The sequence below is a fragment of the Entomohabitans teleogrylli genome (assembly GCF_001484765.1).
GTDB lineage: Bacteria > Pseudomonadota > Gammaproteobacteria > Enterobacterales > Enterobacteriaceae > Entomohabitans > Entomohabitans teleogrylli.
This window is the reverse complement of sequence record NZ_KQ947378.1, coordinates 241,312-263,761: the sequence shown is the minus strand read 5'-3', so window position 1 is coordinate 263,761 and position 22,450 is coordinate 241,312. Positions and strand designations below refer to the sequence as shown.

General features: G+C 57.7%; 18 protein-coding genes. 11 read left to right on the top strand and 7 right to left on the bottom strand.

The features are described from left to right. Positions 1 to 8: 8 nt before the first annotated feature. Both AQ981_RS06835 and AQ981_RS06830 read left to right on the top strand, forming a co-directional pair. Positions 9 to 641: an OB-fold-containig protein gene (locus AQ981_RS06835; protein ID WP_058911006.1), complete on the top strand. Its 633-nt coding sequence runs from the start codon at positions 9 to 11 to the stop codon at positions 639 to 641. Positions 642 to 662: 21 nt separating this feature from the next. Beyond that, positions 663 to 2,435: a flotillin family protein gene (locus AQ981_RS06830; RefSeq protein ID WP_082683158.1), complete on the top strand. Its 1,773-nt coding sequence runs from the start codon at positions 663 to 665 to the stop codon at positions 2,433 to 2,435. Positions 2,436 to 2,611: 176 nt separating this feature from the next. Here the strand turns inward: AQ981_RS06830 and hldE are convergent, their stop codons facing one another. The 3 genes from hldE to AQ981_RS06815 are packed head-to-tail and all read right to left on the bottom strand — an operon-like array spanning position 2,612 to position 8,257. After that, positions 2,612 to 4,039, bottom strand: a complete 1,428-nt coding sequence (gene hldE / locus AQ981_RS06825; protein WP_058911005.1) for a bifunctional D-glycero-beta-D-manno-heptose-7-phosphate kinase/D-glycero-beta-D-manno-heptose 1-phosphate adenylyltransferase HldE — start codon at positions 4,037 to 4,039, stop codon at positions 2,612 to 2,614. 48 nt (positions 4,040 to 4,087) lie between these two features. Then, positions 4,088 to 6,943, bottom strand: a complete 2,856-nt coding sequence (glnE, locus tag AQ981_RS06820) for a bifunctional [glutamate--ammonia ligase]-adenylyl-L-tyrosine phosphorylase/[glutamate--ammonia-ligase] adenylyltransferase (protein ID WP_058911004.1) — start codon at positions 6,941 to 6,943, stop codon at positions 4,088 to 4,090. A gap of 12 nt (positions 6,944 to 6,955) precedes the next feature. Then, positions 6,956 to 8,257, bottom strand: a complete 1,302-nt coding sequence (locus AQ981_RS06815) for a CYTH domain-containing protein (RefSeq protein WP_058911003.1) — start codon at positions 8,255 to 8,257, stop codon at positions 6,956 to 6,958. Positions 8,258 to 8,480: 223 nt separating this feature from the next. On the opposite strand from AQ981_RS06815, the gene AQ981_RS06810 reads away from it, so the two are divergent. Then, positions 8,481 to 9,101: a TIGR04211 family SH3 domain-containing protein gene (locus AQ981_RS06810; protein WP_058911002.1), complete on the top strand. Its 621-nt coding sequence runs from the start codon at positions 8,481 to 8,483 to the stop codon at positions 9,099 to 9,101. Positions 9,102 to 9,294: 193 nt separating this feature from the next. After that, the gene (locus tag AQ981_RS06805; protein WP_058911001.1) at positions 9,295 to 10,536 is read left to right on the top strand and encodes a multifunctional CCA addition/repair protein; all 1,242 of its coding nucleotides are present in this window, start codon (positions 9,295 to 9,297) and stop codon (positions 10,534 to 10,536) included. Positions 10,537 to 10,548: 12 nt separating this feature from the next. On the opposite strand, the gene bacA is transcribed toward AQ981_RS06805, so the two are convergent. Both bacA and folB read right to left on the bottom strand, forming a co-directional pair. After that, positions 10,549 to 11,367, bottom strand: a complete 819-nt coding sequence (gene bacA / locus AQ981_RS06800; protein WP_058911000.1) for an undecaprenyl-diphosphate phosphatase — start codon at positions 11,365 to 11,367, stop codon at positions 10,549 to 10,551. A gap of 179 nt (positions 11,368 to 11,546) precedes the next feature. Then, a complete protein-coding gene (gene folB / locus AQ981_RS06795) occupies positions 11,547 to 11,915 on the bottom strand; it encodes a bifunctional dihydroneopterin aldolase/7,8-dihydroneopterin epimerase (RefSeq protein WP_058911087.1) in 369 nt (122 codons plus the stop codon). Positions 11,916 to 12,021: 106 nt separating this feature from the next. Here folB and plsY point away from each other — a divergent pair, with 106 nt between their 5' ends. Next, positions 12,022 to 12,642: a glycerol-3-phosphate 1-O-acyltransferase PlsY gene (gene plsY / locus AQ981_RS06790; RefSeq protein ID WP_058910999.1), complete on the top strand. Its 621-nt coding sequence runs from the start codon at positions 12,022 to 12,024 to the stop codon at positions 12,640 to 12,642. Between the two features lie 23 nt (positions 12,643 to 12,665). Here the strand turns inward: plsY and ttdR are convergent, their stop codons facing one another. Next, positions 12,666 to 13,625, bottom strand: coding sequence for an L-tartrate utilization transcriptional activator TtdR (gene ttdR / locus AQ981_RS06785; protein WP_058910998.1), 960 nt, complete (start codon positions 13,623 to 13,625; stop codon positions 12,666 to 12,668). A 239-nt stretch (positions 13,626 to 13,864) separates the two neighbouring features. Here ttdR and ttdA point away from each other — a divergent pair, with 239 nt between their 5' ends. From ttdA to AQ981_RS06770, 3 genes are read left to right on the top strand one after another with little or no spacing between them, the layout of a single operon-like run. After that, positions 13,865 to 14,773 carry a L(+)-tartrate dehydratase subunit alpha gene (ttdA, locus tag AQ981_RS06780; RefSeq protein ID WP_058910997.1) on the top strand — a complete coding sequence of 303 codons (909 nt, stop codon included), beginning with the start codon at positions 13,865 to 13,867 and terminating at the stop codon, positions 14,771 to 14,773. Further along, entirely contained in the window at positions 14,770 to 15,375 is a 606-nt protein-coding gene (gene ttdB / locus AQ981_RS06775) for a L(+)-tartrate dehydratase subunit beta (RefSeq protein WP_058910996.1), read from the top strand. The genes ttdA and ttdB overlap by 4 nt, the downstream gene beginning before the upstream one ends. Before the next feature lie 45 nt (positions 15,376 to 15,420). Beyond that, positions 15,421 to 16,881 (top strand): anion permease, encoded by a 1,461-nt coding sequence (locus tag AQ981_RS06770; protein ID WP_058910995.1) that lies wholly within the window; start codon positions 15,421 to 15,423, stop codon positions 16,879 to 16,881. 113 nt (positions 16,882 to 16,994) lie between these two features. Here AQ981_RS06770 and tsaD read toward each other — a convergent pair whose 3' ends face one another. After that, entirely contained in the window at positions 16,995 to 18,008 is a 1,014-nt protein-coding gene (tsaD, locus tag AQ981_RS06765; RefSeq protein ID WP_058910994.1) for a tRNA (adenosine(37)-N6)-threonylcarbamoyltransferase complex transferase subunit TsaD, read from the bottom strand. Positions 18,009 to 18,253: 245 nt separating this feature from the next. On the opposite strand from tsaD, the gene rpsU reads away from it, so the two are divergent. The 3 genes from rpsU (at position 18,254) to rpoD (ending at position 22,421) form a co-directional block, all read left to right on the top strand. Then, positions 18,254 to 18,469 (top strand): 30S ribosomal protein S21, encoded by a 216-nt coding sequence (gene rpsU / locus AQ981_RS06760; protein ID WP_001144069.1) that lies wholly within the window; start codon positions 18,254 to 18,256, stop codon positions 18,467 to 18,469. A gap of 110 nt (positions 18,470 to 18,579) precedes the next feature. After that, a complete protein-coding gene (gene dnaG / locus AQ981_RS06755; RefSeq protein WP_058910993.1) occupies positions 18,580 to 20,325 on the top strand; it encodes a DNA primase in 1,746 nt (581 codons plus the stop codon). A 257-nt stretch (positions 20,326 to 20,582) separates the two neighbouring features. Beyond that, entirely contained in the window at positions 20,583 to 22,421 is a 1,839-nt protein-coding gene (gene rpoD / locus AQ981_RS06750) for an RNA polymerase sigma factor RpoD (RefSeq protein ID WP_058910992.1), read from the top strand. Positions 22,422 to 22,450 lie beyond the last annotated feature (29 nt).

Here is a 22,450-nt window from a genome sequence, read left to right as displayed (position 1 = left end):
GAAATAACATGGATTTTTTTACCGACTACAACACCCCCTATCTGTGTGCGCTGGCTATCGTTTTTCTTATCGGGCTCCTTGAGGTCATTTCCCTCCTGGTCGGCCACACGTTGTCCGGCGCGCTCGACGCCCATATCGATCACGTTGATCCGCTGGGTAGCCACGACGCCATCTCAACGGTACTCAGCTATCTCAACGTCGGACGGATTCCCTTTCTGGTCATACTGTGCCTGTTCCTGCTGCTCTTCAGCTTGTTGGGTATCTTCGGCCAGGGACTGGCCGTCACGCTGCTGGGAAGCCCGTTATCCAACGCGCTGACGGCGCCGCTCGCCATGGCTTTTTCTTTACCAGGGGTTCATTACCTGGGCCGCTGGGCCGAACCCTGGCTGCCGAAAGATGAAACCGCCGCCGTGTCGGAAGACAGCTTTGTCGGCTGCGTGGCCGTGATCACCGGCCACCGGGCGACGCCGGGCTCCCCCTGTGAAGGTAAACTCACCGATAAACATGGCAATACCCACTACCTGGCAATTGAACCTGATGAAGGGGAGACCTTTCAGCGCGGCGATCGGGTGCTAATTATTTCCCGCCTCAACCGTACGCGGTTTCTGGCGGAAGCCTATCCATGGGCTGACAGGATATAACCTACCAAAGGACGTAAATAGATGGACATACTTAACAACTTTTCTTCATGGATGATTCCGGCAGTCATTGTCGTCGTCGGCCTGTTCATTATTGGTATTATTTTCGCTCGCCTCTATCAGCGCGCCTCGGCGGAGCAAGCCTTTGTGCGTACCGGGCTGGGCGGCCAGAAAGTGGTGATGAGCGGCGGTGCCATTGTGTTGCCGATCTTTCATGAAGTGATCCCTATCAACATGAACACCCTGAAGCTGGAAGTCAGCCGTGCGGCCACCGACAGCCTGATCACCAAAGACCGTATGCGCGTCGATGTGGTGGTCGCGTTCTTTGTGCGGGTCAAACCGACTGAAGAAGGTATCGCCACCGCGGCGCAGACCCTTGGTCAGCGCACCCTGTCGCCGGAAGATTTGCGCATGCTGGTGGAAGACAAATTCGTCGACGCACTGCGCGCCACCGCCGCCCAGATGACCATGCACGAGCTGCAGGACACCCGCGAGAATTTCGTCCAGGGGGTACAGAACACCGTTGCCGAAGACCTGTCCAAAAACGGTCTTGAGCTGGAGAGTGTGTCACTGACCAACTTTAACCAAACCTCTAAAGAGTATTTCGATCCCAATAACGCGTTCGACGCCGAAGGTCTGACCAAACTGACCCAGGAAACCGAGCGTCGCCGCCGGGAAAGAAACGAAGTTGAGCAGGATATTGAGGTTGCGGTACGCGAGAAAAACCGCGATGCGCTGGAGCGTAAACTTGAGATTGAACAGCAGGAATCGTTCATGACCCTGGAGCAGGTACAGCAGGTAAAAACCCGTACCGCCGAGCAGAACGCCAGAATCGCCACCTTTGAAGCCGATCGCCATCGTGAGGCGGAACAGAGCCGCATTGCCGCCGAGCGCCAGATACAGGAAGCGGAAATCGAGCGCGAACAGGCGGTTCGGGCCAGAAAAGTTGAGGCGGAGCGGGAAGTTCGGATTAAAGAAATCGATCAGCAGCAGGTCACGGAAATTGCCGAGCAGAACAAGGCGATTGCTATCGCGGCGAAATCCGAACAGCAGTCCCAGGCGGAAGCCCGGGCTAACGATGCGCTGGCGGAAGCCGTTCGCTCTCAGCAGAATGTAGAAACCACCCGCCAGACCGCGGAGGCCGATCGTGCCAAACAGGTTGCTCTGATCGCCGCAGCCCAGGAAGCGGAAACCCAGGCGGTGGAACTCACTGTTCGCGCCCGGGCTGAGAAAGAAGCGGCCGAACTGCAGGCGGCAGCCATCGTCGAACTGGCGGAAGCGACCCGGAAAAAAGGCCTGGCGGAAGCTGAAGCGCAGCGCGCCATCAACGATGCCATTAACGTACTTTCCGATGAACAGACCAGCCTGAAATTCCGTCTGGCGCTGTTGCAGTCGCTGCCGGCGATCATTGAGAAATCCGTCGAACCGATGAAGTCTATCGACGGCATTAAGATCATTCAGGTCGACGGTCTGAATCGCACCGGCGGCGCAGGCGCAGCGGCGCTGGAAGCGGGTACCGCTGGCGGCAGTAACCTCGCCGAGCAGGCCCTGTCCGCCGCCCTGAGCTACCGCACCCATGCGCCGGTGATTGATTCGTTACTCAATGAAATCGGGCTTTCCGGCGATTCACTGAACAAACTCACCGCGCCGCTGCAAGCTTCCACCATTGGAAGCGCCCCGCAGATAGCAGACCCGGAAACGCCGGCGGTTCAGGCGCCAGTCGCACAGATCGAGGAAGTGAAACCGGAAGGCGTCTCAGGTTCCTGGACGCTGCCCTCTTCTGAGCAGAAGAAATAATGCCAGGCAGGCCACCTCGCCAGAGGCTGGCCTGAGATTGATGATAAACCTCATCTCATGTCCGGACTTGCTGATAACAAAAAAGGAGGAAAAACGCGTTTTTCCTCCTTTTTTCAGCCATCTGAGCAGACCGCTGAGTCTGTTTTTTATTCAGTGACGCGGCGCCCGCATCGGGCTTAGCTCTGTTTCTGAATCTTTTGAATGATGTTGGTTGTGGAGCAACCATCTTCAAAGTTCAACACCATCACCTCGCCGCCGTTTTCCCAGACCTCTTTGCTACCAGCGATCTCATCCGGCTTGTAATCGCCGCCCTTGACCAGCAGGTCGGGCAGGATTTCAGCTATCAGGCGCTGTGGGGTGTCCTCTTCAAATGGCACCACCCAGTCCACGGCTTCCAGCGCCCCCAGCACAATCATGCGCTGTTCCAGCGGGTTAACCGGGCGAGTATCCCCTTTCAGACGCCGGGTAGAGGCATCGCTGTTCACCGCCACAATCAGGCGATCGCCCAGTTTACGGGCATTAGCGAGGTAAGAAACGTGGCCGGCGTGCAAAATATCAAACACCCCGTTGGTCATGACCACCTTTTCGCCACGCTTGCGGGCGGCCGCCACAGCATCCTGCAGGCTCTCTTCGGTCATCACCCCGAAGCCGGTTTCCGCCCGGCCGCGCACGGCGTTTTCCAGTTCCACCGGCGAAACCGTGGATGTGCCCAGCTTGCCGACCACCACCCCTGCCGCCGCATTCGCAAAAAAGCAGGCTTCTTCCAGCGCCTTTCCGGACGCCAGCGTGGCCGCCAGAACGCCGATCACCGTATCGCCGGCCCCGGTCACATCATAAACTTCCTGCGCCTGGGTCGGCAGATGCAGTGGTGCTTTCCCGGGCTGCAACAGCGACATCCCCTGCTCAGATCGGGTAATCAGCAGCGCGGACAACTGATAATCGTCAATCAGCTTCATCCCGCGTTCGACCAGCTCGTCTTCGCTTTTACATTTGCCGACCACCGCTTCGAATTCCGACAAATTCGGCGTTAACAGCGTAGCGCCGCGATAGCGCTCAAAATCCGTGCCTTTAGGATCGATCAGCACCGGCACTCCGGCCTGACGCGCCAGGGCAATCATCTGCTGTACGCTGGCCAGCGCCCCTTTGGCATAGTCGGAAAGCACCAGCGCGCCAATCTGCGGCAACGCCTGGCTGATACGCTCATGAATCGGCTGCGGATCGACGCCTTCAAACCCTTCTTCGAAATCGAGGCGAATCAGTTGCTGGTTACGCGACAGTACGCGCAGCTTAGTGATGGTCGGATGGGTCGCCACAGAGACGAAATCGCACTTCACATTAACGCCGGTCAGCGACTGGCTCAGCGCGCGCGCCGCATCGTCGATGCCGGTCAACCCGACAAGGCGTGAACCCGCCCCCAGGGAGGCAATATTCATCGCCACGTTGGCCGCGCCGCCGGGCCGCTCTTCAATGTTATCCACTTTCACCACCGGCACCGGGGCCTCGGGGGAAATACGGCTGGTGGGACCATACCAGTAGCGATCGAGCATCACATCCCCCACCACCATGACGTTGGCGCGGTGGTATTCGGGCAGCGTTACTTTCATTCCTGACTCTCCAGAGCGAAACTAAATTCTGGCGCGATGATAGCACAATTAGCTGTCAGCGCGCGGTTGTGAGGCGGCCAGCCACTTTTGCCAGCTGTGGGTAACACAGGCGCGCTCGGCGCTGAACGCCTCTTCCGATACGTGTCCTGGCAGTTCCTGCAGCGCCAGGTGATGCAGAGCATCGCGCAGGGTGACGTAAGCGTGCGTCAACGCCCGGGCTTCTTCTTCCGGCATAATCTCCGCCGCGGTCAGCAATTCCAGGATACGTACATTGTCCGACCAGCGCGTCAGCTTCGGCGCTTCATGGGCGTAGCGTAGTACCAGATACTGGGTAATGAACTCAATATCGGTGATTCCGCCGGCGTCGACTTTAATATCAAAGCGTTCCCGTTGCTTGTTGCCAAGGTGAGCGCGCATTTTCTCGCGCATCTCGCGCACCTCCACCTGCAGCTTAGCGCCATCGCGCCGGTTACACAGGATCTGACGGCGAATATCGTCAAAGCGCTGGCGCAGTTGCGGATCGCCATACACTACCCGCGCCCGCACCAGCGCCTGGTGTTCCCAGGTCCAGGCCTCGTTTTGTTGATAATCGGCAAACGCGTCGGCGGTGGTCACCAGCATTCCGGCAGCGCCGGAAGGACGCAGCCGCGCGTCCACCTCATAGAGGATCCCCGAAGAGGTGCGGGTACTGAACAGGTGCATAATGCGCTGGGCCAGTCGCAAATAAAACTGGCGCCCGTCAATCTCCCGCTCGCCGTCGGTCATAACCTCCGCCGGGCAGTCGTGAAGAAAGACCAGATCGAGATCGGAACTGTAGCCCAGTTCCCAACCCCCCAGCTTGCCATACCCGACCACGGCAAAGCCGCGTCCCTCACGATCGCGCAGATGAATCGGCTGACCGTAGCGGGCCACCATCTGATTCCAGGCCTGCTGTACCACGGCATCAATCATCGCCTCCGCCAGCCAGGTCAGATGATCGCTGACCTTCATCACCGGCAGAGTGCCGGCGATATCGGCCGCCGCCACGCGCAGCAACTGCGCCTGTTTGAACTGGCGCAGCGCCTCCAGCTGTTGCTCTTCATCTTCTTCCGGCACCCGCAGCTGGTACTGGCGCAACTCATCCCGGTAAGCGTCGGTCGCGGTGGGCTGATAAAGGGTTGCCGGGTCCAGCAGCTCATCAAGCAACAGCGGGTAGCGCGCCAGTTGCCCCGCCACCATCGGCGAGGCGCCGCACAGGCGAATCAGGTGTTTCAGGGCGCCGGGAAATTCCACCAGCAGTTCCAGATAGGTGGTGCGGGTGACAATACCCGCCAGCAGCGGCGTGAGACGCGACAGAGGAACCGAAGCATCTTCCCGCTCGCAGACTTCGCGCAGCAGATGCGGCATCAGTTGATCGAGCACCTGGCGCCCGCGCGGGCCGATAGTGCGTTTGTCCATCTCCTGACGGAAATCCGCCGCCAGCGCCAGCACCCGCTGGCGCTCCTGCGGGGAGAGAGGATTCAGCACCGGCGTCGAATCATCGGCGTCCAGCGCGTCCTGCCACAGTTCGCGCCAGCCTTCCGCGCACTTCTCATCCTCTGCCTGCGGTTCATCATCGCCGATCAGTTCATTAAACACCCGGCGCACGCCGCTCATATGGCGATCCAGCGTGGACTGCAACCCTTCCCAGTGCTCTTCCGCCATCCCCCACGCCAGCCGGGCGCGGTTAAGCGCGTCTCCGGGCAGCGTCTGGGTCTGTTCATCATTGATGCTCTGCAACAGGTTTTCCAGGCGGCGCAGATACAGATAGGCCTCGCGCAGCGTCTCCACCTCCTCTTCAGTCAGCAGATGCAACTGGCCGATAGCCTCCAGCGTCGGCAGCAGCGCCCGCGCCTGAAGCTGCGGCTCACGACCGCCGCGAATCAACTGAAAAACCTGAACAATAAACTCCACTTCCCGGATACCGCCGGCGCCCAGCTTGATATTGTCGGTTAAGCCGCGACGCCGCACCTCGCGGGCGATCATGCCCTTCATATTCCTCAGCGACTGAATAACGCTGAAATCGATATAGCGGCGGAAGACAAAAGGCCGCAGCATGGCGCGCAGCTCCTGGCTCCAGATATCATCGTTATCGCCCATGATGCGCGCTTTGACCATCGCATAGCGTTCCCAGTCGCGCCCCTGCTCCTGGTAATAATCTTCCAGCGCGGCATAGCTGAGCACCAGCGGCCCGCTATCGCCAAAGGGGCGCAGCCGCATATCCACACGATAGACAAATCCATCCTGAGTAGGCTGGTCCAGTACTTTGATGAGGCGCTGGCCAAGGCGGGTAAAGAACTGGGCATTATCCAGCTCGCGGCGCCCGCCCTGAGTACTGCCGTTCTCCGGCCAGGCAAAAATCAGATCGATGTCTGAGGAAAAATTCAGCTCGCCGCCGCCCAGTTTACCCATCCCAAGAATCATCAGCGGCTGAGCGACGCCGTCGCTATTGACCGGCGTCCCCCATTCGCGACAGCAGGCCTCATACAGCCAGTCCCGGGCGGCGACAATCAGCGTCTCCGCCAGCGCGCTCAGTTGCTGCAATGTCTGTTGGGTGGTCGCCGACCGCGCTATCTGGGCCCAGGCGATACGCACCATCACTCGCCGCCGGAAGCCGCGCAGCGCCTGCATCAGCGCGCCTTCGCTGTCTACCTCCGCCAGCGCTGTCTGCAACCATGACGCGTAGTGACGCCATTCATCGGGCGCCGGGGGCTGCGCCTGCAACTGCGCCAGCCATTCGGGATGCGCCACCACACTATCAGCGACAAAATCGCTGAAGGTCAGCACTTCCCTGGCCTGTTCATTCAGGGCGGCGGCGTCCATCTCCTGCGGCAGGCGCGACGCGACGGCCTGCCATTGCTGTTCCAGCATCGAACCTGACATCATTATTTTCCCCGGTTAAGCTTTTCCACTGTGCCGCCAGAATGGCGGCTGAGCCAGCGCCTGGCGACGCAATTCCTCCACTTCGGCCCGCTGTCCGTGAGCCATAGCGTCATGCAACTGTTGCCAGCGTTCCAGCCACGGTAAGGCCAGGCTTTCCTGATAAGCCCCGGCCAGCAGGCGAACGGCGTCAATTTCCCGCACCAGCCGCGGCAAACGCTCCTGATAGTTCGCGCCGATCGGCAATTCAAACGCTCGCCGCTGCTCAGCGGCATGACGCGACAGCTGGTTATCGGCAAAACGTTTAAAAGAATCGGCGATTCTGCGCCGGGCTTTATCATCAAGAAACGGCTGCCAGCCGGCGCCGATAATCCATTCCGTCAGCGCCAGACGCGCGCCGCTGAACAACGGGCTGAATGCCAGCGTCATAGCCGATTCCCCGCTAACCAGCGACGCCTCGCAGCGGGTCAACTGATCGCGTAAGTGAGCGCTCGCTTTTCGTGGCACAATACCGCCAAACAGCGCCAGTGCATGACGCACCAGAGCCATGCCCGCAGCGACTTCACCGCGGGCACTTTCATTACCGCGCACCCACAACTCTTCATGGTACTGCCAGTGCGCCAGCGCCATTTCCAGCGCTCCGGCAAGCGCCTGTTCTATGGATGATTTTGCCGCCACGCGCAGCACGCCCAGCGGTTTGATCGGCCGCGTCGGGTTCCCCTGCGCCAGGTGATAACCGCGCGCCGCCTTGCTCAGACTCCCCTGACGCAGGCCGGGAACCGCCACCAGCTGGCGCGCCAGCTTCAGCAGATCGCCGGTAGCGCCTTCCAGCAGTTCCAGTTCCAGCTCGCAGATCGGTTCCGCATCGGCGCCACTTTTCACCTCGCCCAAATCCAGAGCTATCTCAATGCGGCTGTCACCGTAAGTAACCACCCACTTCTCACGCAAAAAATCGGTGCTGAACAGGGGTTCAACCCGCAATGCCAGCGCCTGCGCTTCCAGCCCTTGCGGCCACATATCCGCCGGGAACAGCGCCAGTTGCAGTTCAGGCGTCGCCAGCTCGACATTGTATTCCGGCCGCTGATGCAGCCCGCCAGTAGTGCGCCCGGCGGTTTTCATCGTCATCTCATAGCGGCCATTATCGCCGCGGATACGCAGCCCCATGTCATGACGACGCAGCAGCAGATCGGGGGTTTCATAATAGATGTTCAATAACTGGCGGGGCGCCGTATGATCGGCAGTCAGCGCATCAAGCGCGGCGCGCAGCGGTTCCAGGGCGGTTTGTTCAACAATAAACTTGAGTTCGATTTCCTGAGCCATAGTATGTTTAATTACCGTTGTCGACGGACGGGAGACAATTCCCGCGAACTTACCAGACGAATGTTTGTCAGTAGATATTATTTTGCAGCAAATTGCCATGTTCACGGGTGAGACTGATTTACAGCGCAAACCTCCTGGATGATTCTCATTCAGTTTCAGGTTTGGCCTCGTCAGACTGAGCCATTACTATCGTTCCACATTTAATGAAAACAACGAAAAACTGATGCACAAATTACGCCTTGTTTGCTTTACCTTACTTACGCTCAGCGTTTCAGCGACAGTCCATGCCGAGGAGAAACGCTACATTTCCGACGAACTGAACACCTGGGTGCGCAGCGGTCCGGGGGACAACTATCGCCTGGTCGGTACCGTGGATGCCGGTGAAGAGGTGCTGCTGTTGCAGAGCAATCCTGAGACCAAATACGGCCAGATTCGCGATACCAACGGGCGCACTTTCTGGATCCCGCTGGCTCAGCTCAGCACTGAACCGAGTCTCAAAGTACGGGTGCCGGATCTGCAAAACCAGGTCAACTCACTGACCGAGAAGCTCAATAATATTGACGCGACCTGGAACGATCGGACGGCGGAAATGCAGAAAAAAGTCGCCGCCAGCGACAGCATCATCAACAGCCTGAAAGACGAGAATCAGTCTCTGAAAAACCAACTGGTGGTGGCCCAGAAAAAAGTTGAAGCGGCCAACATCCAGTTGGACGACAAGCAGCGCACCATCATCATGCAGTGGTTTATGTATGGCGGCGGCGTGGCTGGCGTCGGCCTGCTGTTGGGCCTGCTGTTGCCGCACATCATTCCGGGCCGTAAGCGAAAAGATCGCTGGATGAACTGAGTCTTCGGCCCCGAATGGGGCCGACACGATTATCGATTTTTCCGGCATTCCCTGACCCGGCGCTGGCGTTTTTGTCTGTGCGCCGGATGCCCTACCTGCCGCCGTCTATCGCAGCGGGTCGCCTTTTCTTTTGGCGATCCGCGCGCTTCTTAACGTATCATCAGTAGAGTATATCAATTCAGGAGAGGTTGAGGTGAAGCGTTATCTGGTCGGTGGTGCAGTGCGGGATGAATTATTGGGGCTACCGGTCAAAGACAGGGATTGGGTGGTGACGGGCGCCACGCCGCAGGAGATGCTGGCCGCGGGTTTTCAGCAGGTCGGGAAAGATTTTCCCGTCTTTCTGCATCCGGATAGCCACGAAGAGTATGCGCTGGCGCGTACCGAACGCAAATCCGGCCGCGGCTACACCGGTTTCACCTGTTATGCGGCGCCTGATGTCACGCTTGAGCAGGATCTGCTGCGCCGCGATCTGACCATCAACGCTATCGCCCGGGACGAAGACGGCCAGTATGTCGATCCCTGGCGGGGCCGCCGCGACCTTGAGGCACGCTGGCTGCGCCATATCTCCAGCGCATTTAGCGAAGATCCGCTGCGTGTACTGCGCGTGGCGCGCTTTGCCGCCCGCTATGCCCATCTCGGTTTTCGCATTGCGCCGGAAACCCTGGCGCTGATGCGTACGATGACGGAGCAGGGAGAACTGGCGCACCTGACCGCCGAACGGGTATGGAAAGAGACGGAAAACGCCCTCACCAGCCGCAGTCCCGAGGTCTATTTTGAGGTGCTGCGCGACTGCGGCGCGCTGGCGGTTATGTTCCCGGAAATCGACGTGCTGTTTGGTATCCCGGCGCCGGAAAAATGGCACCCGGAGATCGACACCGGTATTCACACCCTGATGACACTACGCCTCGCCGCCCGGCTCAGCCAGGCGGTAGATATTCGTTTTGCCGCTCTGTGCCACGACCTGGGTAAAGGACTGACGCCCCGCCATCTGTGGCCCCGCCATCACGGTCATGGCCCGGCGGGGGTGAAACTGGTGGAACAGCTGTGCCTGAGGTTGCGCGTACCCAACGAGGTGCGCGACCTGGCGAAACTGGTGGCTGAGTTTCACGACCTGATACATACCATTGGGCAGTTACGACCGGAGACGCTGGTCAGGCTGTTTGACCGCCTTGACGCCTGGCGCAAACCGCAGCGGGTGGAACAAATCGCCATCACCAGCGAAGCGGACGCCCGGGGGCGAAAAGGGCTGGAAGAGATCGACTATCCGCAGGGCCGTCTGCTGCGCGATGCCTGGCAGGTAGCGCAAAGCGTGGCGGTCAGCGAGGTTATCGCGGCAGGATTTAAAGGGGCGGCGGTGCGTGATGAACTGACTCGCCGCCGTATTCAGGCGCTGGCAGCCTGGAAAGCCACAGCCTGCCCCCAGCCGCAAAGCTGAGGGCCAGGGCGGTTACATAAAGACCACCCATACCGCTGCGGCAACCACAAAGCGGTAAATGGCGAAAGGAATGAAAGAGACGCGCTTGATGAGCTGCAGGAAGGTTTTAATCGCGATCAGCGCCACGATAAAGGCCATCACAAAGCCCACAGCAAACATTGGTACATCGGCCATGGTCAAAAAATCGATGCTTTTGTAGAGATCCAGCGCAGTAGCGCCCATCATCATCGGCACCGCCAGCAGGAAAGAGAATTCGGACGCCGCATAGCGGCTCACCCCCATCAGCATCCCGCCGGAAATGGTGGCGCCGGAACGAGAGAACCCGGGCCACAGCGCCAGGCACTGAAAGCAGCCAACCATAAACGCCTGCCGGTAGGTCATATCGTCCAGCCCTGCCGCTCGCGGTACTTTCGGTTTCAGCACTTCAGCGGCGATCAGCAACAGGCCGCCAACCACCAGGGCATACATCACGTTGACCGGGTTAAACAGCGACTTAATGGTATCGTGGAAAATCAGTCCCAGCACCACCGCCGGGATCATACCGAGGATGATATGAATCAGAGATAAGCGCCTGGAGCCGGAACCCTCATGAGGCGGCCTGCCGAAATGAATACCGATCAGGCCAAACAGACGCCGCCAGAACATCACCACCACGGCGAGAATCGACCCCAGTTGGATCACCACTTCAAAGGTTTCAGCGGTGTCGCCCTCAAAGCCCAGCAGATGGCCGACGATGATCATATGACCGGTGGACGAAACCGGCAAAAACTCCGTTAATCCCTCAACGATCCCAAGTATCGCCGCCACCAGCAGCGAATGCATATCACCCATTAATAAAACCTCAGTCGTTCCGAACAAAAAACGGTCATAACAACGCTGACCGCAAAAAATAAAAAACCGCGCTCACGAATATACCACCAGACGGAGAAACACCGGCGCAGCGGATGGCTTAAGCCACACAGTCTGGCGTTAAGACCAGCATATGCGGATTTTGTTTAATAAAGATGACGTTATTTCGGAGGAATTCCACTATTTACACGCTCAATGAGTACGCCGACGTTCGCCGCGCGGGCCACCGCGCCGGGTTTGCTGACTTTAATTTTCACCCGCGGAGCGTTAAAGCGGGCCAACAATAATTGCGCTACCTCTTCCGCGACCCGTTCCACCAGCGCAAAACGCCCCCCTTCGACATGCTCAACCACCGCCTCGCAGACATCTGCATAACTAAGACAATCTTTAACGTCGTCGCTGCCGGCCGCTTTGCGGTTATCCCAGGCGATTTCGATATCGAACACCAGGCGCTGCTCAATGGTTTGCTCCCAGTCATAAACACCAATCGTGGTGATTACCGAAAGTTGCTCTATAAATACAATGTCCATCACGTCCACCCGCTTTTTAGCCCAACCGGATACCACTTCCGGCAAAATATGCGTATTATCCACAGATGCTGAATATAAAACGACATTTTCACAACGGAACAGCGTTATGAGTGCAATCGCGCCAGGCATGATTATCCTTGCGTACCTTTGCGGCTCGATATCCAGCGCCATTCTGGTCTGCCGTATCGCCGGTTTACCCGATCCGCGGGAAAGCGGCTCCGGCAACCCGGGAGCCACCAATGTGCTACGTATTGGCGGTAAAGGCGCCGCCGTCACGGTACTGATTTTTGATATTCTGAAAGGCATGCTGCCGGTCTGGATATCTTATCTGATAGGCCTGACGCCTTTCTGGCTGGGGCTGGTGGCGATCGCCGCCTGTCTGGGCCACATCTGGCCGGTTTTCTTCCATTTCAAAGGCGGAAAAGGGGTGGCTACCGCCTTCGGCGCCATTGCCCCGATCGGCTGGGATTTGACCGGTGTAATGGCCGGCACCTGGCTGCTAACGGTGCTACTCAGCGGTTATTCGTCACTTGGGGCTATCATCAGCGCGCTGGTCGCGCCGTTCTACGTCTGGTGGTTTAAACCCCAGTTCACCTTCCCGGTCGCCATGCTGTCGTGCCTGATCCTGATTCGCCATCACGATAATATCCAGCGGCTGTGGCGCGGCCAGGAGACTCGAATCTGGAAAAAACTGCGTAAAAAGAAAGCGCCGGAGCAGGATAAGTAGTCGCCGACCTTCCGGCTACAGCGCTAGCGGATAAGGTTCGCCGCGCCAGGCTGCGGCTGATAGACCTCATTCGACGTCCCAAGGAAACGCTGGCAGTATTCCGCCAGAAATTCAACGCACACCCGCAGTTTCACGCTACGATACAGCGGCTCCTGATACACCGCCCAGATATTGGCGCTTTGCGCATAGCCCGGTAGTACCCGCACCAGTTCCCCGGAATCCAGAAACGGCAGCACGTCCCATTCGGAACGCAGCATGATGCCTTTACCTTCCAGCGCCCAGCGCAGCACAATTTCACCGCTGTTGGAGGAAAGATGGCCGGAGACCTTCACCGATCTTTTCTCTGCGCCGTTGTCCAGCTCCCAGACGCCGTGGGTCATATCCCGCTCTTTCGTCACCAGGCAGTCATGGGCCGGTAACTCGACCAGCGACGCCGGCGGCGGATTTTTTTCCAGATACGCCGGGGCGGCGCATAATATGCGATTATTCTTTGCCAGCAGATGAGCAATATAATGCTGAGGTATTTCGTCATTAATGCGGATATCCAGGTCAATATTATCGCGGCTTAAGTCAATCTGCCGATCGAATAATTCAAAGTGCACCTGCAGTTCCGGATATAAACGCATTAATTCGGTGATCGCCGGAGCAATAAAGGTCCGGCCAAAACCAAAACTGCAGCCGATGCGTATCAACCCCTCTGGCCGGGTCTTAATCCTGGTCACGTCTTCCACCAGCACCTGCAGCCGGGTCAGGATATCCAGCCCCTGCTCATAGCAGCGCCTGCCGCTCTCGGTCAGCGTCACGCCGCGCGCCGATCGGTTAATCAGGGTTGCCCCCAGCGATGACTCAAGGATTTGGATCCGCTTGGTCACAAAGGCTGGCGTCTGGCCGAGCTTTTCCGCGGCGCCGCTGAAGCTTCCGGTATGGACAATCTCCACCAGCACCTGAAGATCTTTCGGCAACGGGTATTGCGCAATTACCATGGCATATCCCTCAAAATCGACTGAGGGCAGTTTACGTCCTGCCCGATACGCTAACTTTGGCCTTGCTCAATTTTGTAGATCCCAGGCGCTGTTTTTCTCGCGCCGACAGGTGAATTCACGAATCGTTAATTGAATATTCACAGCCGCAGAAAATAAAAAACCACTCTTTCAGTGGTAGTTTAATTTCAGCTTTTTTATTTCTTTTCATCCAGATGGATTAATAATACTGGAGCAATGTCATGAACCCACAAAATAATCAGCAAGCGATCGGTAAACTGACGCAAATTGTCGCCGACTTTACCGCCATGATATCCACCCGTATGCCCGACGATGTGGTGGATAAACTCAAGCAGTTGCGCGATGCCGAAACCTCGGACATGGGGAAAATTATCTATCACACCATGTTCGACAATATGCAAAAAGCCATCGACCTGAATCGTCCCGCCTGCCAGGACACCGGGGAGATCATGTTTTTCGTCAAGGTCGGCGCCCGCTTTCCTCTGCTTGGCGAATTGCAGGCCATTCTGAAGCGGGCCGTGGAAGAAGCCACAGTGAAAGCGCCGCTGCGTCATAACGCCGTCGAGATTTTTGACGAAGTGAATACCGGTAAGAATACCGGCAGCGGCGTACCGTGGGTCACCTGGGATATTGTGCCCGACGGAGAGGACGCGGAGATCGAGGTCTATATGGCCGGCGGCGGCTGCACCCTGCCCGGTCGTTCCAAAGTACTGATGCCTTCCGAAGGCTATGAAGGTGTAGTCAGATTTGTATTTGAAAATATCTCCACGCTGGCGGTCAATGCCTGCCCGCCGGTACTGGTCGGCGTCGGCATCGCCACCTCGGTGGAAACCGCCGCCGTACTGTCACGCAAGGCGATTTTGCGCCCGATTGGTTCACGCCATCCCAACCCGAAGGCTGCCGAACTGGAGCTACGCCTGGAGGAGGGGCTCAACAAACTGGGCATCGGCCCACAAGGCCTCACCGGAAATAGCTCGGTGATGGGGGTACATATTGAATCCGCCGCCCGCCACCCTTCCACTATCGGCGTTGCCGTCTCCACCGGCTGCTGGGCGCATCGCCGCGGCACCCTGCTGGTCCATGCCGACCTGTCCTTTGAAAACCTGTCACATACCCGGAGCGCGCTATGAAAAAGATCCTGACGACCCCAATCCAGGCTGAAGATCTGGCGGATATTCGCGTCGGCGATGTGATTTACCTGACCGGCACACTGGTGACCTGCCGCGATGTCTGCCATCGCCGGTTGATTGAGCTTAAAAGACCCATCCCCTACGACCTGCGCGGTAAAGCCATCTTCCATGCCGGCCCGATAGTGCGCCAGAACGGCGACAAATGGGAAATGGTCTCTGTAGGCCCCACCACTAGTATGCGTATGGAAGCCTTTGAGAAGCAGTTTATTGAGCAGACCGGCGTACGGTTAATCGTCGGCAAAGGCGGCATGGGACCGCTGACTGAACAGGGTTGCCGGGAGTTTAAGGCGCTGCACGTCATCTTTCCCGCCGGCTGCGCGGTACTGGCGGCCACGCAGGTTGAAGAAATCGAAGAGGTGCACTGGACCGAGCTGGGTATGCCGGAATCGCTGTGGGTGTGCCGGGTGAAAGAGTTCGGCCCGCTGATTGTCTCGATTGATACCCAGGGTAACAACCTGATTGCCGACAACAAAAAGTTATTTGCCGAACGCCGCGAACCGCTGGTTGAAGAGATCTGCGAGCACGTTCATTACATCAAATAGCCGTCACGGAGAGGCGAGTGCCTCTCCCCGCAGCAGGGACACACCATGGCTACTCTACGTGATTACTGGCGCTACCTGGCGCCACTGCTGGTGATTGCCGTTATTGCGCTGATCCCGGCGCCCGATGGCCTGGAAAGGCATACCTGGCTCTACTTCGCTGTTTTTACCGGCGTGATCGTCGGGCTGATCCTCGAGCCTGTGCCTGGCGCCGTGGTCGCTATGATCGGGATTGCCATTATCGCTATTCTGTCGCCGTGGCTGCTGTTCAGCCCGCAACAAATGGCGCAGGACGGTTTTAAATTTACCTCAAAAGCGCTTTCCTGGGCAGTATCCGGCTTTTCCAACTCGGTTATCTGGCTGATTTTCGCCGCCTTTATGTTTGGCACCGGCTATGAAAAAACCGGCCTCGGGCGACGCATCGCCCTGATGCTGGTGAAAAAAATGGGCCACCGCACACTGTTTCTCGGCTATGCGGTGATGCTGTCGGAGCTGGTGCTGGCGCCGGTCACCCCGTCAAACTCGGCGCGCGGCGCCGGTATTATTTACCCGATTATCCGCAACCTGCCGCCGCTCTATGACTCGCAGCCCAACAGCGCCAGCTCGCGCAGTATTGGCTCTTATATTATGTGGATGGGCATCACCGCCGACTGCGTGACCAGCGCTATCTTTCTTACTGCGATGGCGCCAAACCTGTTGTTGATCGGGTTGATGAAGAGCGCCTCTGGCAGCGCCCTTTCCTGGGGTGACTGGTTCCTCGGCATGTTGCCGCTGAGCATCGCGCTGATTTTGCTGGTGCCATGGCTGGCATACCTTCTTTATCCGCCGGTGCTAAAATCCGGCGATCAGGTTCCCCGCTGGGCGGAAGCGGAGCTAAAGGCAATGGGGCCGTTGTCCAGCCGGGAAAAACGCATGCTGGTACTGATGATCGGCGCTCTGGCGCTGTGGATTTTCGGCGGTAGCTATATTGATGCCGCAATGGTCGGCTACAGCGTGGTGGCGCTGATGCTGACCATGCGTATCATCTGCTGGGACGATATCATCAGCAATAAATCGGCCTGGAGCGTGTTTTTCTGGCTGGCGTCACTGATTGCCCTGGCGACCGGGTTGAACAATACCGGATTTATCACCTGGTTCGGCCAGTTGCTGGCCCAGGGGCTGGCGGGCTATCCCTCCACAATGGTGATGATAGCGCTGATTGTCGTGTTCTATCTGCTGCGCTATTTCTTTGCCAGCGCCACCGCCTACACCTCGGCGCTGGCGCCGATGATGATCGCCGCCGCTATCGCTATGCCGGAAATTCCACTGCCGGTCTTCTGCCTGATGGTCGGCGCCGCTATCGGCCTGGGCAGCATCCTGACGCCTTACGCGACCGGTCCCAGCCCAATCTATTACGGCAGCGGTTATCTCCCAACCACGGATTACTGGCGGCTGGGGGCTTTGTTCGGCATCACCTTCCTGCTCCTGTTGCTGCTCACCGGGCTGATATGGATGCCATTGGTGCTGTAACGATCGCCCTAAATGAAAACCCCATGCATCGGCATGGGGTTTCTGATTGCTGACCAGTCCTGCGCAAATTTCGTAACCACAGGCAGGCGGATCCTCTTAAAAACCGGCCGGTATCAGGCGGCGGGCAGTTCCGCCAGCGGCCAGCGCGGACGAACGCTGACGCTCAGATCTGTGCCGCCTACGGCCTTCAGCCGTACCATACCGGCATAAGCGATCATCGCGCCGTTATCGGTACAAAACTCAGGCCGGGCATAGAACACCTCGCCGCGGCGCTTCGTCATCATCCCGGCGAGCCTGGCCCGCAGCGTGCGGTTGGCGCTGACGCCGCCGGCCATCACCAGGCGTGTAAATCCGCTCTGATCCAGCGCCCGTTTGCACTTAATCATCAGGGTGTCTACCACTGCGTCTTCGAACGCGCGGGCGATATCAGCGCGAGTTTGATCGTCTGTGCCGCTGTCGCGGATGGTGTTAGCCGCAAACGTTTTCAGGCCGGAGAAACTGAAATCCAGTCCCGGGCGATCGGTCATAGGCCGCGGGAAGGTAAAACGCCCGGGCGTTCCCTGAGCGGCCAGTTTCGACAGCAACGGCCCGCCCGGATAATCCAGCCCCAGCAGTTTGGCCGTCTTATCAAAGGCCTCCCCCGCCGCATCATCAATAGACTCGCCCAGCAGTTCATAGTGACCGATGCCGGTTACGCTAATCAATTGCGTATGGCCGCCGGACACCAGCAGAGCGACAAACGGAAATTCGGGGGGATTTTCTTCCAGCATCGGCGCCAGCAGGTGCCCTTCCATATGGTGCACCGGCACCGCCGGCACATCCCAGGCGAATGCCAGCGCCCGGCCGACCGTGGCCCCCACCAGCAGCGCGCCCACCAAGCCTGGACCGGCCGTGTAAGCCACGCCGTCGATATCTTTTGCTGTCAATCCGGCCTCTTTTAGCGCCGCCTGAATCAACGGTACGGTCTTGCGTACGTGGTCCCGGGACGCCAGTTCCGGCACCACACCGCCGTAATCGGCATGCAGTTTCACCTGGCTATATAGCTGGTTGGCCAACAGACCGCGCGCATCGTCGTAGATGGCGATGCCGGTTTCATCACAGGAAGTTTCAATACCCAGTACACGCATCACTTTTACCTCTTTTACCCGGCGCGCAGTGTATGCCTTAGCGGCAATATTGTAAAACCTTGCGCACTTTTCAGCGCCGGCGTGTATACTCTGCCCCCCTGGACAGGGGTGAAGCAATAAAGCCGCTTTCTTGCCCTGGCGGTGCTTTACAAAGCAGCCGCAGTTGAAGTAAAATTCCGCACCATTTTGAAATAAGCTGGCATCGATGCCAGCGGCAAACCGAATTATCTAAAGGTGAGAGGCACATGCCGGTAATTAAAGTACGTGAAAACGAGCCGTTCGACGTAGCACTGCGTCGCTTCAAGCGTTCCTGCGAAAAAGCAGGTGTTCTGGCGGAAGTTCGTCGTCGTGAATTCTATGAAAAACCGACCACTGAGCGTAAGCGCGCCAAAGCTTCTGCTGTAAAACGTCACGCGAAGAAACTGGCTCGCGAAAACGCACGCCGTACTCGTCTGTACTAATCTGCGGAGGGTTTTTCCCCTCTTTTCAGACCGAGTTGTAGTTATAAAGGCCGTGCTTCCGAAAGGAATGCGCGGCTTGTTCTCGTTTATAAGCTAACAAAACGGGGCTTATGGCTGGACGAATCCCACGCGTCTTTATCAATGACCTGCTGGCTCGCACCGATATCGTCGACCTTATCGACGCACGGGTGAAGCTCAAAAAGCAGGGCAAGAACTATCATGCGTGTTGTCCCTTCCATAATGAGAAGACCCCTTCTTTCACCGTCAACGGTGAGAAGCAGTTTTACCACTGCTTCGGCTGCGGCGCCCACGGTAACGCCATCGATTTTCTGATGAACTACGACAAGCTGGAGTTTGTCGAATGCGTTGAAGAACTGGCGGCAATGCATAACCTGGAAGTGCCCTTTGAAGCGGGCAATGGGCCGAGCCAGATAGAGCGCCACCAGCGGCAAAGCCTTTACCAGTTGATGGACGGACTGAACGCGTTTTACCAGCAATCGCTGGCGCAGCAGAACGCCGAAAACGCCCGTCAGTATCTGGCAAAGCGCGGGATGAGTCCGGAAGTGATTCAGCGTTTCGCTATTGGCTATGCCCCGCCGGGGTGGGACAACGTTTTGCGTCGTTTCGGCGGCAACAGCGAAAATCGCCAGGCCCTGACGGACGCCGGTATGCTGGTCACCAATGACCAGGGCCGCAGTTATGACCGCTTCCGCGAACGGGTAATGTTTCCGATCCGCGATAAGCGCGGGCGAGTCATTGGCTTCGGCGGGCGCGTGTTGGGCGATGCGTTGCCTAAGTATCTGAACTCGCCGGAAACCGATATTTTCCATAAAGGCCGCCAGTTGTATGGCCTTTATGAAGCACAGCAGCATACGCCGGAGCCCCCCAGATTACTGGTGGTAGAAGGTTATATGGATGTGGTCGCCCTGGCGCAGTACGACATTAACTATGCCGTCGCGTCGCTCGGGACCTCAACCACTGCCGATCATATTCAGTTGCTGTTTCGCGTGACCAATAACGTGATCTGCTGTTATGACGGCGACCGGGCGGGTCGGGACGCGGCATGGCGGGCGCTGGAAACCGCCCTGCCGTACATGAGCGATGGCCGCCAGCTACGGTTTATGTTCCTGCCGGAGGGCGAAGATCCGGATACCCTGGTGCGCAAAGAGGGTAAAGCGGCTTTTGAAGCGCGTATGGACAAAGCGCTACCGCTGTCGACGTTTTTATTTAACAGCCTGCTGCCGCAGGTGGATATGAGTACGCCGGACGGCACGACCCGGCTCAGCGCGCTGGCGCTGCCCCTGATAAGCCAGGTACCGGGAGAAACGTTGCGCATTTATCTGCGCCAGGAACTGGGCAACAAGCTGGGGATTTTTGACGACGCTCAGCTCGATCGCTTAATGCCGAAGCTGGCGGAAAACAGCGCGCCGCGCCCGGTTCCGCAGCTAAAACGCACAACCATGCGTATACTGATAGGATTGCTGGTGCAGAATCCGACCCTGGCCGCTCTGGTACCGCCGCTGGCAGGACTGGAGCAGGAAAAAATGCCGGGGCTGCAATTGTTTAGCGAGCTTGTCGAGCTGTGTATTGCTCATCCCGGGATGAGCACTGGACAGATTCTTGAACACTATCGCGGCAAAAATGAGGCTGCCACCCTTGAAAAACTGGCGACATGGGACGATATAGCAGATAAGGACATTGCAGAAAAAACGTTCACTGATGCGCTGGATCACCTGTTTGACTCAGCGCTTGAGCAGCGGTTAAACGAATTGATTGCCCGTTCGCGGACCCAGGGGTTAACCCCGGCAGAGCGGGAAGAAGTGCGCGTCATTACGCAGGCGCGCGCCAAAAAATAGTTACAGCGCCGCAGGCCGGCGCCGGTAAGGCAAAGATTTCCACGGCTTATAACATACGTGGAGAGCCGGGCTGGCGTCCAGATGTAAATGCCGTGGCGGCACAGAATTCCTCGGCTTAACTGCCGATTATGACTCGGGAAAACCCGAAAGCCGCACTGAAGGGCAGCGGCACTAATATAAGCAGGCCCTTGTTACACAAAGTTGGCGGTTTCGCCGACCGATACCAACCCTAATGACTTTAGTGTGGATACCGTCTTATGGAGCAAAACCCGCAGTCGCAGCTGAAACTTCTTGTCACCCGTGGTAAGGAGCAAGGCTATCTGACCTATGCCGAGGTCAATGACCATCTGCCGGAAGATATCGTCGACTCCGATCAGATCGAAGACATCATCCAAATGATTAACGACATGGGCATCCAGGTGATGGAAGAAGCGCCGGATGCCGATGATCTGATGCTGGCCGAAAACACCGCGGATGAAGATGCCGCCGAAGCCGCCGCGCAGGTGCTTTCCAGCGTTGAATCCGAAATCGGGCGCACCACTGACCCGGTGCGTATGTACATGCGTGAAATGGGTACCGTTGAGCTGCTGACTCGCGAAGGTGAAATTGATATCGCCAAACGCATTGAGGACGGCATCAACCAGGTACAGTGTTCTGTCGCCGAATATCCGGAAGCGATCACCTATCTGCTGGAGCAGTACGATCGCGTGGAAGCGGAAGAAGTACGCCTGTCCGATCTGATCACCGGTTTCGTCGATCCCAACGCGGAAGAAGATCTCGCTCCGACAGCGACCCACGTTGGCTCTGAGCTTTCCAGCGAAGAGATGGACGACGACGAAGATGAAGACGAAGACAGCGACGACGACAGCTCTGATGATGACAACACCATCGATCCGGAGCTGGCCCGCGAGAAGTTCGCCGAGTTGCGCACTCAGTACATCGTCACCCGCGACACGATCAAGGCCAAAGGGCGCAGCCACGCGAACGCGCAGGAAGAGATCCTGAAACTGTCGGAAGTCTTTAAACAGTTCCGCCTGGTGCCGAAGCAGTTCGATTATCTGGTCAACAGCATGCGCGTCATGATGGACCGTGTTCGTACTCAGGAACGCCTGATCATGAAGCTGTGCGTTGAGCAGTGCAAAATGCCGAAGAAGAACTTCATCACGCTGTTTACCGGCAATGAGACCAGCGAAACCTGGTTCAACGCGGCGGTTGCGATGAACAAGCCGTGGTCCGAAAAACTGCATGACGTCAGAGATGACGTGCAGCGCAGCCTGCAGAAATTGCAGCAGATTGAAGAAGAAACCGGTCTGACCATCGAGCAGGTAAAAGATATCAACCGCCGTATGTCGATCGGCGAAGCGAAAGCCCGCCGCGCCAAGAAAGAGATGGTGGAAGCGAACCTGCGTCTGGTTATTTCTATCGCCAAGAAATATACCAACCGCGGTCTGCAATTCCTGGATCTGATTCAGGAAGGCAACATCGGCCTGATGAAAGCGGTGGATAAGTTCGAATACCGTCGCGGCTACAAGTTCTCCACCTATGCGACCTGGTGGATCCGTCAGGCGATCACCCGCTCTATCGCGGATCAGGCGCGCACCATTCGTATTCCGGTGCATATGATTGAGACTATCAACAAACTCAACCGTATTTCTCGCCAGATGCTGCAGGAGATGGGCCGCGAGCCGACGCCGGAAGAACTGGCTGAACGTATGCTGATGCCGGAAGACAAGATCCGCAAAGTGCTGAAGATCGCCAAAGAGCCTATCTCTATGGAAACGCCGATTGGCGACGATGAAGATTCGCATCTGGGTGATTTCATTGAGGATACCACCCTCGAGCTACCGCTGGACTCGGCCACCACCGAAAGCCTGCGCGCCGCTACCCACGACGTGCTGGCTGGCCTGACCGCCCGTGAAGCGAAGGTACTGCGGATGCGTTTCGGTATCGACATGAACACCGATCACACGCTGGAAGAAGTGGGTAAACAGTTCGATGTTACCCGCGAGCGCATCCGTCAGATCGAAGCGAAGGCGCTACGTAAACTGCGCCATCCGAGCCGTTCCGAAGTGCTGCGCAGTTTCCTGGATGATTAATCGTCCGGCGCATTAAACTCACAAACCCC